This is a genomic window from Streptomyces sp. NPDC091271 (assembly GCF_044757505.1).
In the GTDB taxonomy this organism is placed as follows: domain Bacteria; phylum Actinomycetota; class Actinomycetes; order Streptomycetales; family Streptomycetaceae; genus Streptomyces.
This window is the reverse complement of the sequence record NZ_JBIVVD010000006.1, coordinates 22,635-37,849: the sequence shown is the minus strand read 5'-3', so window position 1 is coordinate 37,849 and position 15,215 is coordinate 22,635. Positions and strand designations below refer to the sequence as shown.

Annotated in this window: 14 protein-coding genes; 13 read left to right on the top strand and 1 reads right to left on the bottom strand. The window is 71.1% G+C overall.

Going from position 1 to position 15,215, the window contains the following annotated elements; all coding sequences use genetic code 11:
• Positions 1-283: 283 nt before the first annotated feature.
• The 7 genes from ssd (at position 284) to ACIQM3_RS24230 (ending at position 5,455) form a co-directional block, all read left to right on the top strand.
• A complete protein-coding gene (gene ssd, locus ACIQM3_RS24260) occupies positions 284-1,423 on the top strand; it encodes a septum site-determining protein Ssd (protein WP_401627504.1) in 1,140 nt (379 codons plus the stop codon).
• Positions 1,420-2,568, top strand: coding sequence for a TadA family conjugal transfer-associated ATPase (locus tag ACIQM3_RS24255; RefSeq protein ID WP_401627503.1), 1,149 nt, complete (start codon positions 1,420-1,422; stop codon positions 2,566-2,568). Before ssd ends, ACIQM3_RS24255 begins: the two co-directional genes overlap by 4 nt.
• Entirely contained in the window at positions 2,565-3,431 is an 867-nt protein-coding gene (locus tag ACIQM3_RS24250; RefSeq protein WP_401627501.1) for a type II secretion system F family protein, read from the top strand. Before ACIQM3_RS24255 ends, ACIQM3_RS24250 begins: the two co-directional genes overlap by 4 nt.
• Positions 3,432-3,436: 5 nt before the next feature.
• Positions 3,437-4,240: a type II secretion system F family protein gene (locus ACIQM3_RS24245; protein ID WP_401628355.1), complete on the top strand. Its 804-nt coding sequence runs from the start codon at positions 3,437-3,439 to the stop codon at positions 4,238-4,240.
• A gap of 123 nt (positions 4,241-4,363) precedes the next feature.
• Positions 4,364-4,600 carry a DUF4244 domain-containing protein gene (locus tag ACIQM3_RS24240; RefSeq protein WP_401627499.1) on the top strand — a complete coding sequence of 79 codons (237 nt, stop codon included), beginning with the start codon at positions 4,364-4,366 and terminating at the stop codon, positions 4,598-4,600.
• Positions 4,587-4,967, top strand: coding sequence for a TadE family type IV pilus minor pilin (locus ACIQM3_RS24235; RefSeq protein ID WP_401627497.1), 381 nt, complete (start codon positions 4,587-4,589; stop codon positions 4,965-4,967). Before ACIQM3_RS24240 ends, ACIQM3_RS24235 begins: the two co-directional genes overlap by 14 nt.
• 62 nt (positions 4,968-5,029) lie before the next feature.
• A complete protein-coding gene (locus tag ACIQM3_RS24230; protein ID WP_401627496.1) occupies positions 5,030-5,455 on the top strand; it encodes an Rv3654c family TadE-like protein in 426 nt (141 codons plus the stop codon).
• On the opposite strand, the gene ACIQM3_RS24225 is transcribed toward ACIQM3_RS24230, so the two are convergent.
• On the bottom strand, positions 5,373-7,886 hold the full coding sequence (locus tag ACIQM3_RS24225) for a DEAD/DEAH box helicase (RefSeq protein ID WP_401627494.1): 2,514 nt from the start codon (positions 7,884-7,886) through the stop codon (positions 5,373-5,375). The two genes, ACIQM3_RS24230 and ACIQM3_RS24225, sit on opposite strands and share 83 nt — an antisense overlap.
• Before the next feature lie 79 nt (positions 7,887-7,965).
• Between ACIQM3_RS24225 and ACIQM3_RS24220 the strand changes: the two genes are divergently transcribed.
• The 6 genes from ACIQM3_RS24220 to ACIQM3_RS24195 all read left to right on the top strand — a co-directional run bounded on the left by ACIQM3_RS24220 (position 7,966) and on the right by ACIQM3_RS24195 (position 14,989).
• Complete coding sequence (locus ACIQM3_RS24220) at positions 7,966-8,319, top strand: STAS domain-containing protein (protein ID WP_003967428.1); 354 nt, start codon at positions 7,966-7,968, stop codon at positions 8,317-8,319.
• A gap of 205 nt (positions 8,320-8,524) precedes the next feature.
• Positions 8,525-8,974 (top strand): ATP-binding protein, encoded by a 450-nt coding sequence (locus ACIQM3_RS24215; RefSeq protein ID WP_401627492.1) that lies wholly within the window; start codon positions 8,525-8,527, stop codon positions 8,972-8,974.
• Between the two features lie 401 nt (positions 8,975-9,375).
• Positions 9,376-11,829, top strand: a complete 2,454-nt coding sequence (locus ACIQM3_RS24210) for a sodium-translocating pyrophosphatase (protein WP_401627490.1) — start codon at positions 9,376-9,378, stop codon at positions 11,827-11,829.
• Positions 11,830-12,108: 279 nt separating this feature from the next.
• On the top strand, positions 12,109-12,783 hold the full coding sequence (locus ACIQM3_RS24205) for a small secreted protein (RefSeq protein ID WP_401627488.1): 675 nt from the start codon (positions 12,109-12,111) through the stop codon (positions 12,781-12,783).
• 173 nt (positions 12,784-12,956) lie between these two features.
• Positions 12,957-14,462, top strand: coding sequence for a methyltransferase (locus ACIQM3_RS24200; protein ID WP_401627486.1), 1,506 nt, complete (start codon positions 12,957-12,959; stop codon positions 14,460-14,462).
• 329 nt (positions 14,463-14,791) lie between these two features.
• Entirely contained in the window at positions 14,792-14,989 is a 198-nt protein-coding gene (locus ACIQM3_RS24195) for a hypothetical protein (protein ID WP_401627485.1), read from the top strand.
• Positions 14,990-15,215: the final 226 nt, after the last annotated feature.

The window sequence follows — 15,215 nt, the reverse complement described above, 5'->3', positions numbered from 1 at the left end:
CTTGTTGCCGGTGTCGGCTGCCCTCTCGTGCGGGTTCACTCGATCATGACTCGTCACCGTACGTAGTGGAAGGGCTGCGCTGCGAAAGTCCCCTGTACGAGCTACCGAGATATTCACAACGCTTGAGTTGTCCACAGTTTTTGAGCAAGATCCACATGTTTTTCCGTGCCGTTGCATGTTGATTCCACCCGCGAAGTCCGTGGGTTCCGGAATCGCGCGTCTCGGAAGCGTTCGAGATCGCCGCGAAACCGCACTGGAGGAGACAGTGAGAGGGGCGGAGATCGTGGCTGGATCTTTCGTGGGCCAAGGGCCGTCGGGCGCCGAAGGGCGGCGGGACGGACCGCTGATCCTCACCGAGGACCCGGATCTGCTGGACGATCTGCTCAGGCTGTGCGCGGCGGCCGGGGCGGTGCCGGAAGTGCAGCACAGCCCTCCGGGGGAGAGGGGAGGCTGGGACCGGGCGCCGATGGTCCTGGTCGGTGACGACGCGGCGCGGGGATGCCGTGGAATGCCTCGCAGGCCCGGCGTGATGCTCGTCGGACGGGACCAGGAAGACCCCGACGTGTGGCGCCACGCGGTGGAGATCGGGGCCGAATACGTGCTGAGACTGCCCGCTTCCGAAGGCTGGCTCGTCGACCAGATCGCCAATGCGGTGGAGGGCGTGGGCAGGCCTGCGCTCACCGTGGGAGTGATGGGAGGCCGCGGCGGTTCCGGCGCGTCCACGCTGGCCTGCGCACTTGCCGTGACAGCCGCGAGGTCGGGCCGGCGGACGATGCTGATCGACGGTGACCCCTTGGGCGGCGGGATCGACGTCCTGCTCGGCGGTGAGGAATCCGAGGGCCTGCGGTGGCCGGATTTCGCCCGTTCGAAAGGGAGGCTGGGCGGAGGTGCGCTGGAGGACTCACTGCCGGCGTTGCACGGGCTGCGGGTGCTCAGCTGGGGCCGGGGCGACGAGGTGATCGTTCCGCCACAGGCCATGCGGTCCGTGCTCGCCGCCGCTCGCCGGCTGGGTGGAGTGGTGGTCGTGGATCTGCCGCGCCGGTTCGACGAGAGCGTGACAGAGGCGCTGGCGCAGCTCGACGTGGGGCTGCTGGTCGTGCCCGGGGAGTTGAGAGCGGTGGCGGCGGCGCAGCGCGTGGCGGCTGTGGCCCGCACGGTCGTGGAAGACCTGCGCGTCATTGCGCGGGGGCCCTACACGGCAGGTCTGGACGAGCAGTGGGTGGTGCGGGCGCTGGACCTGCCGCTCGTCGGTGACCTGCCCGCGGAGCCGGCGCTGTCTTCGGCTCAGGACAGCGGTGTGCCCCCGGGCGGTAATTCCCGCGGGCCACTGGCCCGCTTCTGCACGGCCTTCTGGGATCTGGCGGATGTCCCGGTCCGTCCGGACGCCGTTCCGGCCCGGTCTCGCGGGGGAGTGGCGTCATGACGGACGCGCTGCTCGAGGCCGTACGTCAACGACTGGCCCGTAGCGGTGCGGCGCCCACCCCGGCGGGGGTGGCTGCCGCGCTCAGGGAGCAGGGCCGGCTGCTCGGTGACGCGGAAGTGCTCGGTGCGGCCGAGGAGCTGCGGGGAGAGCTGGTCGGCACAGGAGTGCTGGAGCGGCTCCTGGCAGACCCGGCGGTGACCGACGTGCTGGTGTCCGCTCCGGACCGGGTGTGGGTGGACCGTGGCGGCGGACTCGAGCTGACCCGGGTCGTCTTTCAGGACGCGGCGGCTGTCCGGAGGCTGGCTCAGAGGCTCGCCGCGGTAGCGGGGCGACGACTGGACGACGCCCGGCCGTGGGTGGACGCGCGGTTGCCGGACGGGACGCGCATGCACGCTGTCCTGCCACCGGTGTCCGTCGGATCGACGTGCCTCTCGCTGCGTGTGGTGCGCCCCCGCGCCTTCACCTTGGCGGAGCTCGTGGCGGCGGGGACGGTCCCGCCCGGCGGCGACCGGCTGCTGAGAGCTCTGGTGGAGGCCCGGGTCTCGTACCTGATCAGCGGAGGGACGGGCGCGGGGAAGACGACACTGCTGTCGAGTCTGCTGGGTGCGGTCGGTGAGCGGGAGCGCATCGTGCTGGCAGAGGATTCGGCGGAACTGCGCCCGGATCACCCGCATGTGGTCCGGCTGGAGACACGGCCCGCCAATCAGGAAGGTGCCGGGCGTGTGACGCTACGGGACCTGGTGCGCCAGGCGTTGCGTATGCGTCCTGACCGGCTGGTGGTGGGAGAGGTCAGGGGCGCCGAGGTGACGGAGCTTCTGGCAGCCCTCAACACCGGGCACGAAGGCGGTTGCGGCACGGTGCACGCCAATGCGGCCGAGCACGTCCCGGCGCGCCTGGAGGCTCTCGGGACGGCTGCCGGCCTCGACCGGGCCGCTCTGCACAGCCAGTTGGCGGCAGCGCTGTCCGTGGTCGTCCATCTCGTACGCGACAGGGGCGGGCAGCGGCGTGTGGCCGAGGTGCATGTCCTCGAGCGGGATGCCGCAGGCCTGGTCGTCACTGTGCCCGCGTTGCGCTGGGGTGCCGAGGGGTTCGGGACGGAGCGGGGCTGGGAGAGGCTCGGGGCGCTGATCGGAGACAAGCCATGACCCCGGTGGGATCCGACGCGCTGATGCAGGTGCCGGCGTGGTCGCTGGCCGGTTGCGCGGGCCTGGCGGGCGCTCTGGCCGTGGCCCGGGGCCCAGGAGCCCGGCGCGCCCGGGTGCTGACAGCTCGGCGGGAGGATCCGTGGGGGCCGGCGGTGTGGGCCACGGCCCGCGCGATCCTCGACGGGCGGAAGGAATGGCTGTGCGCCCCTGTAGCGGCTCTTCTCGCGGCGCTGGGCGAATCGGCGCTTCCCCTGTTCGCAGGCGCTGTGGCGGTACCGCTCGTGCGGCGCTGGCTGCGTCGGCGGGCACGGCGGCGTGAGCGTGAGGAGGCGGCCGACGCGGTGACGTCGCTCTGCGGGGCAGTGGTCGGCGAGCTGCGAGCCGGGCACGAGCCAGGGCAGGCCTTGCTCGCCGCCGCGCGGAACGCTGGTGCACTGGGCGCCGCCGAGCCTGCAGTGCTGGCCGCCGCGCGGTTCGGTGGCGATGTGCCGGATGCGCTGCGGCAGGCGGCGGCAGGGCCCGGTCTCGACGGGCTCGCCGGTATGGCGGCGTGCTGGCGGGTGGCGGTGGACGGCGGAGCAGGTCTGGCGGCCGGCCTGGCGCGCCTGGAGAGCGCACTGCGGGGCGAGAGACGGCGGCGGGAGGAGCTGCGGGCACAGCTGGCGGGCGCCTGGTCGACGGTTGTGGTCCTGGCGTTGCTGCCGGTGGTGGGTCTGGGGCTGGGGGCGGCACTCGGCGCGGATCCGCTGGAGGTTCTCCTGCACAGCCCGGCGGGACTCGTCTGCCTGGCGGCGGGTGGGCTGCTGGAGGCGGCGGGGCTGTTCTGGGCATCGCGGATCGTGCGGGCCGGGGAGGCGGTGTGAGCGGGATGTCCGGTGCGGGGGGCGCGGCGGGGGCGGCCGGGGCGGTGGGGGTGGCGCTGGGCACAACCGCGTACCTCGCCTTCGCGCTCACAGGCCGGCGGCATGAGCGGGCGATACGCAGACGGGGGGCGCTGCTGGCCGGGTGCTGCGCGAGCGGCCCGGGACCGAGGCGGATGGACCTGCGGGCGCCCGGGTGGAGCCGTGCGCGGCGGTGGACGGTGTTCCTGGCCGTCTGGGCAGGCGTCTGGATTCTCGTCGGCGGAGTGGCCGGGAGCGGGGCCGGTCTTGCGGCGGCGTACGGCGTTCGGCGGTGGCGGCGCTCCGTCAGGGGGCGTGGGACCGCCGGCCGGGACGCCGAGGCTGCTCTGGTCGCCCGGCAACTGCCGATCACCGCAGATCTGTTGGCGTCCTGCCTCTCGGCGGGTGCCGGACCGCGGGAAGCCGCCGAAGCGGTCGGGGAGTCCGTCGGAGGCCCGGTCGGTGAGCGGCTGGCACGCACAGCGGCCGAGATCCTGCTCGGAGGTGAACCTGCTGAGGCATGGGGCCGGTTCGGGGAGCTTCCCGGTGCCGCGCCGCTGGCCCGCTGCCTTGAGCGTGCCGCGACGACGGGGGCTCCTGCCGCGGAGCCGGTTTCCAGGCTGGCCGACGAGATGCGCGCCGAGCGGGCGAGTGCGGCTGTGGCACGTGCCCAGCGGGCCGGTGTGCTGATCACCGCACCGGTGGGGCTCTGCTTCCTGCCCGCCTTCCTGGCCGTGGGTGTGGCGCCGGTGGTGATCGGGCTGGCGACTGGCCTGTTGCACCGCGGGTGAGCGGGAACAGCCGCCTCTCCCGGAAGCAGGCATCGAAGGGCGCGGGGCCGGACTCCCGCTTGCTCGAAGTGCGGGACCGAAGTTCTGAACGAAACAACGTGGTTTGCGGACATGGGGGTTGAGATGAACAGGAAAGCCGTGGAGTGGTCTCTGAGTGCGCTGCGTCGTGCGTGGGAGGCCAGGTTCGGCACGCGTGCCCGGCCCCGAGGCCTCGACAGGGGGATGACGACGTCCGAGTACGCGGTGGGGACCATCGCCGCCTGCGCGTTCGCGGCGGTGCTCTACAAGGTGGTTACCAGCGGGGCGGTGCTGTCGGCCTTGCAGTCGCTGATCAAGGACGCCCTAGATGCGAAGTTCTGAGGAGCTGTGGAGGGGCCGGAGCGGCGACCGGGGAGCGGTGACGGCAGAGGCAGCCATGGTCCTTCCCGTGCTGGTGGCCTTCGTCCTCGCCCTCGTCTGGGCGCTGGTTGCTGCCTCGGACCAGATCCGCTGTGTGGACGCCGCACGTGCCGGAGCGCGGGCCGCTGCCCGGTCGGAGCCGGAGGAATCGGTGCGGTCCGCGGCTCAGGCGGCGGCGCCGGGAAGGGCCCGGGTCGCGGTGGAACGGACCGGAGGGCTGTGGCGAGTCCGGGTGGAGGCGCCGACGCCGGGGCCTGGACCACTGGGCCTGACGCTGAGCGCTGAGGCGGTCGCGTTGGCCGAGGACACCGTGGGGGCAGAGCCGTGAGGAGGGGGAGTGCCGCTCCTGGGGCACGGGACCGGGGGCTGGCGACGGTCTGGACGGCCGTCATGACGGCGACGCTCTGCGTGGTGTTCGCGACGGTGCTCGCTCTCGGACAGGCCGTCTCCGCCCGTCACAAAGCCGGCGGCGCGGCGGATCTGGCTGCGCTCGCCGCGGCTGACCAGGCGTTGAGGGGTACGGAGACGGCGTGCGGGGCCGCTGGAGAGGTCGCCTTGGCCCAAGGGGCGGAGATCGTGCGCTGTGCGGTCCAGGGCGAGATCGCCGACGTGACCGCTCGGGCGCGCTTCGGCCCGTACGCACCTGAGGTCAGGTCGAGGGCGGGCCCTCCGGGCCTCTCGCCGCCCCCGGCGGCGCCGTCGTCCGCCGAGGAGGCCCGGCATGCGCGTGGCCTCATCCCGCCGCGCTCTCCGGCCTGGGGCCCTCCGGGCCCTCCGCCGGACGGCCTTCCGTGGGCTCGGACGGCGCGGTCCTGAGCAGCTCTGTCAGGAGGCGTACGGCGCCTCGCTTGTGCAGTGGCTCGTTGCCGTTGCCGCACTTGGGGGACTGGATGCAGGACGGGCAGCCCGCGTCGCACTCGCAGGACGCGATGGCCTGGCGCGTTGCCGTGAGCCACGTACGGGCCGTGTGGAAGGCGCGCTCCGCGAAGCCGGCACCACCCGGGTGGCCGTCATAGACGAACACTGTGGGAAGGAGCGTGTCGGGGTGGAGCGGCACGGAGACACCGCCGATGTCCCAGCGGTCGCAGGTGGCGAAGAGCGGCAGCATCCCGATGGAGGCGTGTTCGGCGGCGTGCAGGGCCCCTCCGAGGATCTCCGGGGTGATTCGGGCGGCATCGAGCTGGTCCTCGGTGACCGTCCACCACACGGCACGGGTGCGCAGGGTGCGGGGCGGCAGGTCGAGTTTGGTCTCGCCCAGGACCTCCCCGGTGATCAGCTTGCGGCGCAGGAAGGAGACGACCTGATTGGTGACCTCGACGGAGCCGAAGCAGAGCCGCCCGTCACCCCAAGGGATCTCGGTGTCCGTCTCCAGCACGGCGATCGCGGTCGTGTCCCGGGCGTTGGTCGAATACGGAGGGACGGCTTCCTCCACCAGGGCCACGGAGTCCTCCAGGTCCAGTGCGCGGACGAGATATGTCCGGCCCTGGTGGAGATGGACGGCACCCTCGTGGACGGCGGTGTGCGCCGCTGATTCGTCGACGGTCCCCAGCAGCCGGCCGGTGCCCTCCTCGACGATCTGGATCGGACGGCCGCCCCCACCACGGATGTCGGTGAGGTCGGCAGCACGTTCACGGCGCGTCCAGTGCCAGCCCGTCGTACGTCTGCGCAGCAGCTTCGCTGCCTCCAGCTGGGGCAGGAGCTCGGGTACAGCGGGGCCGAAGAGCTCGATGTCGGATTCCGTCAGGGGGAGTTCCGCGGCCGCGGCGCACAGGTGGGGAGCAAGGACGTACGGGTTGTCCGGATCCAGGACGGTCGACTCCACGGGCTGCTGGAACAACGCCTCGGGGTGGTGGACGAGGAAGGTGTCCAGCGGGTCGTCCCGGGCCACGAGGACTGCGAGGGCGCCCTGCCCCGAGCGCCCGGCGCGGCCGGCCTGCTGCCAGAGGGAGGCACGGGTACCCGGATAGCCGGCGATGACCACGGCGTCCAGGCCCGAGACGTCGATGCCGAGCTCCAGGGCGGTCGTGGCGGCCAGGCCGAGCAGGTCTCCCGAGTGCAGCGCTCGTTCCAGGGCCCGGCGTTCCTCAGGCAGGTAACCGCCGCGGTAGGCGGCGACGCGCCCGGGCAGCGAGCGGTCCACCTCGGCGAGCCGCTCCTTGGCGATGAGGGAGATGAGTTCGGCGCCGCGCCGGGAGCGTACGAAGGCGACCGAGCGCACACCCTGCAGGGTCAGGTCGGTCAGGAGGTCGGCGGTCTCGGCCGTGGCGGTACGGCGTACGGGTGCCCCCTTCTCGCCGTGCAGTTCGGTCAGCGGAGGCTCCCAGAGGGCGAAGACCAGCTCTCCCCGCGGCGAGGCGTCGTCGGCGACCTCCTTGACGGGCAGGCCTGTGAGACGGCCGGCGGCGACCGAGGGCTGCGCCGCGGTCGCGGAAGCGAGGAGGAAGACGGGTTCGGATCCGTAGCGGGCGCAGAGACGGCGGAGGCGGCGGAGCACCTGGGCGACGTGGGAGCCGAATACGCCCCGGTAGGTGTGGCACTCGTCGATGACGACGAAGCGGAGAGAGCGGAGGAACGAGGCCCAGCGGGGGTGGGACGGGAGGATGCCCCGGTGCAGCATGTCGGGGTTCGTGAGGACGTAATTGGCGTACTGACGCACCCATTCGCGTTCTTCGACCGGCGTGTCCCCGTCGTAGACCGCAGGCCGGATCGCGGAGCCGAGGGGCTCCGCGAGCGCCTTCACCGCACGGCGCTGGTCGGCGGCCAGAGCCTTGGTGGGGGCGAGGTACAGAGCGGTGGTGCCGCGGCCGTTCGGAGCACGGGAGCCGTCGAGGAGGGTACTCAGCACCGGAGCGAGGTACGCGAGCGATTTGCCGGACGCCGTCCCTGTGGCGATCACCACGGACTCGCCGTCCAGGGCGTGCTCAGCCGCGGCGGCCTGGTGCGTCCACGGATGGTCGATTCCGGCCCGCCCGATTGCCGAGACCACTTCCGGGCGGATGCGATCAGGCCAGAGGGCATGGGTTCCCGCACGCGGGGGCAAGTGCTCCGTATGAGTGATGCGCGCTGCCCGGCCCGCCGCTGCGGCGAGCCGGTCGAGAACCACCGTGGGAGAGGGGCGCGAGCCCGCGTTCTCGGGTGGTCGACTGGGGCGGTGATTCTTGGCCATCGGCACCGAGTGTGTCACTGGCGTGACGGACAATGGTCCCAAGGCGTCGTGCATGGCTGCTGGTAAGTGATTGAATGCCATCGCGGCTGGCGATCCGTCCCCTGGCCTCCGTCGGGGAGACCGAGGGGCGACCGCTCGATAGCAAGGTGCTGGAGGATCCGTGGACCTGTCCCTGTCGACTCGCAATGTGTCCGGACCTGGTGGCGACCGTACGGTCGTCGAGGTCGGTGGCGAGATTGATGTGTATACCGCGCCCAAGCTGCGCGAGCAGTTGGTCGAGTTGGTGAATGACGGCAGCTACCACTTGGTTGTCGACATGGAAGGCGTCGACTTCCTCGACTCCACCGGCCTCGGCGTGCTCGTGGGCGGCTTGAAGCGTGTCCGGGCCCATGAGGGCTCGCTGCGCCTGGTGTGCAACCAGGAGCGCATTCTCAAGATTTTCCGGATCACAGGTCTGACCAAGGTGTTTCCCATCCACACCACGGTCGACGAGGCTGTCGCGGCTACCGACTGACCGTCGGTGCAGGCCGGCGGCTCCAAGGCCGGCAGGCACGCTGCGACAGACCGGCAGGCGGCAGCAGACAGGCCGCCACGAGCAGGCGGTCGACCATGTGGTCGGCTGCCGGCTTCGTCGGTTCCCGGAGGAGAATGAGAGCAGGGGTACCGGGCGCCACGCCCGGGCCCCTGAGATGCACGCCCGTACGTTCGAGGGGGATGGCATGCCAACCGTTGAACTCCGCTTCAGCGCTCAGCCCGAACACGTCAGGACGGCCCGCCTCGTGGCAGCCGCCGTGGCGCGCCGGGCCGGTGTCGACGAGGCGGTGCTCGACGAGGTCAGGCTCGCGGTCGGCGAGGCGTGCAGCCGCGCCGTAGGGCTGCATCGCAGCCATGACATCGCCGCCCCGGTCACGGTCGTCCTGACCGAGGAGGACAAGGCGTTCTCCATCGAGGTCGGCGACGGGCACGTCGCCCCGGGTAGCGACGCCTCGGCGACGGGAGCGCCTGGCGGTGGAGGCCCGGACGATCCGGAGACCGACGCCGACAGCGAGGACGAGATGGGCCTCGCGGTCATCAGCGGGCTGGTCGACGACGTGGAAGTCCGCACGGGTGCGGACGGCGGAGTGATCCGCATGTCCTGGCCGACGACTCCCGCCGTAGTGCTTCCCTGAGACTGCGCCTGACGCCTGACGCCTGACGCCTGACGCCTGACGCCTGACCCGAGCCCTCCGGACCACTGTGCGCGGTACGGCCCCTGCTCTGCCCGGTGCGGTGCGGGCTTTCGCCAGCCGACGCCTCGTCCCGCGCCGTCCACACCCCGTCGGGTGGCAGGTATGATCATGTTTTCCGGTCCTGCTGAGCAGGGCCTTTTTATTTGTGCTTGATCAATGATCTACGGCAATTTTGTGGATGCCATGCGTCTGTCCCATTACTGCATTCGGGTTCACATGCGAGCGAGATCATTTGCCATTGGGTGGACGGAAGTCGATTTCATTGACCACCCACTGTTTTGATCAGGCTCCGCTCCCTACAATCCGTCCACGACTTGAGCGCTCAGCGTCAAGGAGGACGTATGGCGGAGTTCTTCAATACCCCACTGGCAGAACTGACGCACGTTCCCGTACCTTCCGGCCGGTCCACCTCACTCGCAGCCGCAGTACTCACCGACAGCAACCGGCTGATCGTCGTCGTCATCGCGGTCGTCGCCCTTGCCGCGCTGGTCGTGGCCCAGTTGCTCGTACGCCAGGTGCTGGCGGCGGGTGAAGGCACCGAACGCATGAAAGAGATCGCGGCAGCCGTCCAGGAAGGCGCGAATGCCTATCTGGCCCGGCAGCTGCGTACCGTCGGCATCTTCGCCGTCGTCGTGTTCTTCCTGCTCCTGCTGCTTCCGGCCGACAACTGGTCGCAGCGTGCGGGGCGCTCGCTGTTCTTCCTGGTGGGGGCGCTTTTCTCGGCGGCCACCGGATACATCGGCATGCGGCTCGCAGTACGCAGCAATGTGCGTGTGGCCGCCGCCGCGCGTGAGGCGACTCCAGCGGAAGGAGAACCGGAGAAAGATCTCACCACCGTTTCGCACAAAGCGATGAAGATCGCTTTTCGCACAGGCGGTGTGGTCGGAATGATCACGGTGGGCCTCGGCCTGCTCGGTGCCTCCTGCGTGGTGCTCGTCTACGCCGCCGACGCGCCGAAGGTACTGGAGGGGTTCGGCCTCGGCGCCGCGTTGATCGCCATGTTCATGAGGGTCGGGGGCGGCATCTTCACGAAGGCCGCCGACGTGGGTGCCGACCTCGTGGGCAAGGTGGAGCAGGGCATCCCCGAGGACGACCCGCGCAACGCCGCCACCATCGCCGACAACGTGGGCGACAACGTCGGTGACTGTGCGGGCATGGCCGCCGACCTCTTCGAGTCGTACGCCGTGACGCTCGTGGCCGCGCTCATCCTGGGCAAGGTCGCCTTCGGCGACGCGGGGCTCGCCTTTCCGCTGATCGTCCCGGCGATCGGGGTGGTCACGGCGATGATCGGGATCTTCGCGGTCGCTCCCCGGCGCGCGGACCGGAGCGGGATGAGCGCCATCAACCGCGGATTCTTCGTCTCCGCCGTGATCTCGCTCGTCCTCGTGGCCGTGGCCGTCTTCGTCTATCTGCCGTCGTCGTACGCCGGGCTGGACGGGGTCACCGACGACGCCATCACCTCGCACGGCGGTGACCCGCGCGTCTTCGCCCTGGTCGCCGTGGCCATCGGGATCGTGCTCGCCGCCCTGATCCAACAGCTCACCGGGTACTTCACCGAGACCAGCCGGCGTCCTGTCCGGGACATCGGGAAGTCCTCGCTGACCGGCCCGGCCACCGTCGTGCTCGCGGGCATCTCCATCGGCCTGGAGTCGGCCGTCTACACCGCGCTCCTGATCGGTCTCGGTGTCTACGGGGCGTTCCTGCTCGGCGGTACGTCGATCATGCTGGCGCTCTTCGCGGTCGCCCTGGCAGGGACGGGCCTCCTCACCACCGTGGGTGTCATCGTCGCGATGGACACCTTCGGACCGGTCTCCGACAACGCCCAGGGCATCGCCGAGATGTCCGGGGACGTCACGGGTGCGGGAGCCCAGGTCCTCACCGACCTGGACGCCGTCGGCAACACCACCAAGGCCATCACCAAGGGCATCGCGATCGCCACAGCGGTCCTGGCCGCGGCCGCGCTCTTCGGCTCGTACCGGGACGCCATCGCCACCGCGGTCGACGATGTGGGGGCGCGGGCGGGGGAGCTCGGGCTGAGCCTGGACATCTCGCAGCCGAACAACCTGGTCGGTCTGATCCTCGGAGCGGCGGTCGTCTTCCTCTTCTCCGGGCTGGCCATCAACGCGGTCTCCCGTTCGGCGGGGGCCGTGGTCTACGAGGTGCGGCGGCAGTTCCGGGAGCACCCCGGGATCATGGACTACACGGAGAAACCGGAGTACGGCCGTGTCGTCGACATCTGCACCAAGGACGCGCTGCGGGAGCTGGCCACACCCGGGCTGCTCGCGGTCCTCGCGCCGATCGCGGTGGGATTCTCCCTGGGGGTCGGTGCCCTCGGCTCCTATCTCGCGGGCGCGATCGCCACGGGCACCCTGATGGCCGTGTTCCTCGCCAACTCCGGTGGTGCGTGGGACAACGCCAAGAAGCTCGTCGAGGACGGCCATCACGGCGGCAAGGGCAGCGAGGCCCATGCCGCGACGGTCATCGGCGACACGGTCGGCGACCCGTTCAAGGACACGGCGGGCCCCGCCATCAACCCGCTCCTCAAGGTGATGAATCTCGTGGCGCTGCTCATCGCCCCCGCGGTGGTGCAGTTCAGTTACGGGGACGACGCGAGTGCGGGCGTGCGGGCCCTGGTGGCCGTCATCGCCGTCGTCGTCATCATCGGCGCCGTCTACGTGTCCAAACGGCGGGGAATCGCCGTGGGCGACAGCGACAGCGGTGGCCCGGGCGGCGACGGCGGTGACGACGGCGGGGGCGGCCCAGCCAAGTCAACCGACCCTGCGTCCGTTTCCTGACGCGAGAGGTCATGTGAGGAGCGGGCCCGTATCCGACACCCGCTCAGTACGGCGGCGGGCGACGCATTCTGATGCGTCGTCCGTCGTCGCATGTCCAGACGCCTCGCAGTCGGCAGGGCCACTCGGACATGTGTCCGAGTGGGCAGGTGAGTTGTATCTCCCTCGTTACCCTTGGTGCAAATGGCTGCAAAAGAATATATATCGGATGCACGCCGCCTGATTGCCGCCCGCTTGGCGTGTAAGTTCCGGGGCCGAGAGCCTTGGAAGGGACCCAATCCGGTGAACAAGAAGCTTGCAGCCGCACTGTCCGGCGGTGCGGTACTCGTACTGACGCTGTCGGGCTGCAGCGACGACAGCGACAACAAGGTGAACGACTGGGCGAAGAAGGTCTGCGACCAGGTTCAGCCGCAGTTGCAGAAGATCGCGAACGCCAATGCCGCGATCCAGCAGCAGACTGCCGACAACAGCAAGCCCGCTGACGTCCAGAAGACCGACTCGGCCGCCTTCCAGCAGATCTCGGGGGCCTACAAGGCGCTGGGCACGGCCGTGCAGTCGGCGGGCGCACCGCCCGTGGACGGCGGGGAGACCACCCAGAAGGAGGCCGTGAAGGAGCTCAACGCCTCCTCGGTGGCCTACGCGAACCTGAAGACGAAGGTCGACGCGCTCGACACGAAGGACCAGGCGAAGTTCGCCGACGGTCTCAAGGACATCGCCGACGAGCTGAACAAGATCAGCACCAACGGTGACCAGGCGCTGAAGAAGCTTCAGTCGGGCGAGGTCGGCTCCGCGATGGCCAAGCAGAAGGGCTGCCAGAAGCCGACGGCCTCGGCCCCGCCCGCCTCCGCTCCGTCCGCCCCGGCGTCGCCTTCGACGAGCGAGAAGGCGAGCGACGAGAAGGCGAGCGAGAAGGCGAGCGACGACAAGGCGAGCGACAAGGCGAGCGAGAAGGCGTAACGGCGGACAACGCCGGACGAGGGGCAGCGCGCAGCCGTCGTGGCGGACGAGCACCACCGCGACCTGCTGTAACAGCGCGACGCCGCCGTGGAGGAGACCTCCTCGCAGCGGCCGGCCGTCCCCATGGGCGCCCGGCCGCTGCCGTTGTCGGCGGGAGCGGACACAATGGGCGGGTGAGTACGTCCAGCCTTCCCGCATCCGACCGTGCCCCCCGGCTCCGCGAAGCCCTGATTGCCGCCGCCTTCACCGCCGACGGCCTCCTGGAACGCCTCGGCGCGCCCGCGTACACGGCGCTCGCCCGTAGCGAGACCGTCCCGGCGCTCCGGGCCACCCGCGGGGGCTCGCCGCTCGACACGCTGGTGCGGCTGTTCCTTCTGCAGCGCCCTGTCCCGGTCGCCGAGGCCTCCGCTGCCCTCCCGCTGGAGGCGTGTGTCGAGGACGGCTGGGTGGTCCACGAGGGCGACCTGGTCAGAGCGACCGTCGACGTGCGGCCCTACGGCGGGCCCGAGGGTCAGGACTGGTTCATCGTGTCCGACCTGGGATGTGCCGTCGGCGGGGCCGGCGGCATCGGCTCGCACGACGAGGGCGTCGTCCTCGGCGTCGGCGGTGCCTCCACCACGCTCGCCGGGATCACCGTGCGCAGGCCCGTGGCCTCCGCTCTCGATGTCGGTACGGGGTCCGGCATCCAGGCCCTGCACGCCGCCCAGCACGCCACCAGGGTGACCGCGACGGACGTCAACCCGCGCGCCCTGGAATTCACCCGCCTCACCCTGGCGCTGTCCGGAGCCGCCCCCGCCGACCTGCGTGAGGGCTCCCTCTTCGAACCGGTCGGTACGGAGACGTACGACCTGATCGTGTCCAACCCGCCCTTCGTCATCTCGCCCGGCGCCCGACTGACCTACCGCGACGGCGGCATGGGCGGCGACGATCTGTGCCGGGCCCTCGTGCAGGAGGCCGGGGACCGGCTCAACGAGGGCGGGTACGCGCAGTTCCTCGCCAACTGGCAGCACGTGGAGGGCGAGGAGTGGCAGGACCGGGTGCGCTCCTGGGTGCCCGCGGGGTGTGACGCCTGGATCGTGCAGCGCGAGGTGCAGGACGTCACGCAGTACGCCGAGCTGTGGCTGCGCGACAGCGGCGACCACCGGACCGACCCCGCCCTGTACACCGAGCGGTACGAGGCGTGGCTGGACGAGTTCGAGGCCCGCAGCACCAAGGCCGTCGGCTTCGGCTGGATCACACTCCGGAAGTCCGCCGCGGCCGCCGCCGGGAATCCCTCGCTCGTCGCCGAGGAGTGGCCGCACTCGATCGAGCAGCCCCTCGGGCCTGCCGTCGAGGCCCATTTCGTGCGGCAGGACTATCTGCGCGAACACGACGACGCGGCGCTGCTCGCCGCGCACTTCACCCTTGCCGAGGAGGTCGTGCAGGAGCAGGTCGGGCTGCCGGGGGCGGAGGATCCCGAGCATGTGGTGCTGCGTCAGCACCGCGGGATGCGCCGGGCGACCAAGGTCGACGCCGTCGGCGCCGGCTTCGCGGGCGTGTGCGACGGATCGCTGCCCGCGGGGCGGATCCTGGACGCCATCGCCCAGCTGATGGCCGAGGACCCGGTGCTGCTGCGCGACCGCACCCCGCAGGCGATCCGGCTGCTGGTGGAGGAAGGTTTCCTGGACCCCGTGCGGTGACGCGGCCGCCGCGCCACCGGTCTCCCGGCTCCTCCGCCGCGCCACCGGTCTCCCGGCTCCTCCGCCGCGCCACCGGTCTCCCGGCTCCTCCGCCGGGCTCCGCTCCGTATGTCCGAGGCTCGCGCTCCGGCGCTCAACACCCCTCTGACCAGGGCCTGCCCGTCTGCTCGCGCGCCGTCCCGGTGCGGTGGGCGGGTTCCGCTCACGGTCGTTCGCCGGGTGGCCGCACGGCGTTCATCCGGGGTTCGCGCCGAGGTCTCCCCGGCGTGGCAGCCTCCCCTCTGCCGAGGGCCGAGGCGCCCGCAGGCCAGAGCGTGAGGGGTACGGACATGGAGAGTGTCACCGCGGTCTTCGCCGGTGCGGCCTTCGCGCTGTTCGGTGCCGCCCTCCTCGTCTGGACGGGGGCTCGCACGATCCAGCGCGCGCCGGTCGCACTCGGTGTGAGCCCTGTCGCCTCCACCGCTCTCGCCACCCTCTTCGGCGTACTCTTCCTCGCCCTCGGCGTGTGGTGCTTCATGGGCGTCTGATCCGCATGTCCGGCGGGGGCACCGTCCGCCGGACGGCCGTCCCCGCAGGTCCCCCCGCTGGACCGCGAAACCCGCAGGCGACAGCCGGGCGCGGAGCGGACCGGGCGGTCCGGGCGGCAGGAATGGCGGAAGTCGGGTTACCGTTCGAGTGGCCGTTGCGGGCTTTTGCCGTTTGACACGGGGGCGGGTTGTACCGTCACACTCCGCAGCGACAGCACCGCGGGCA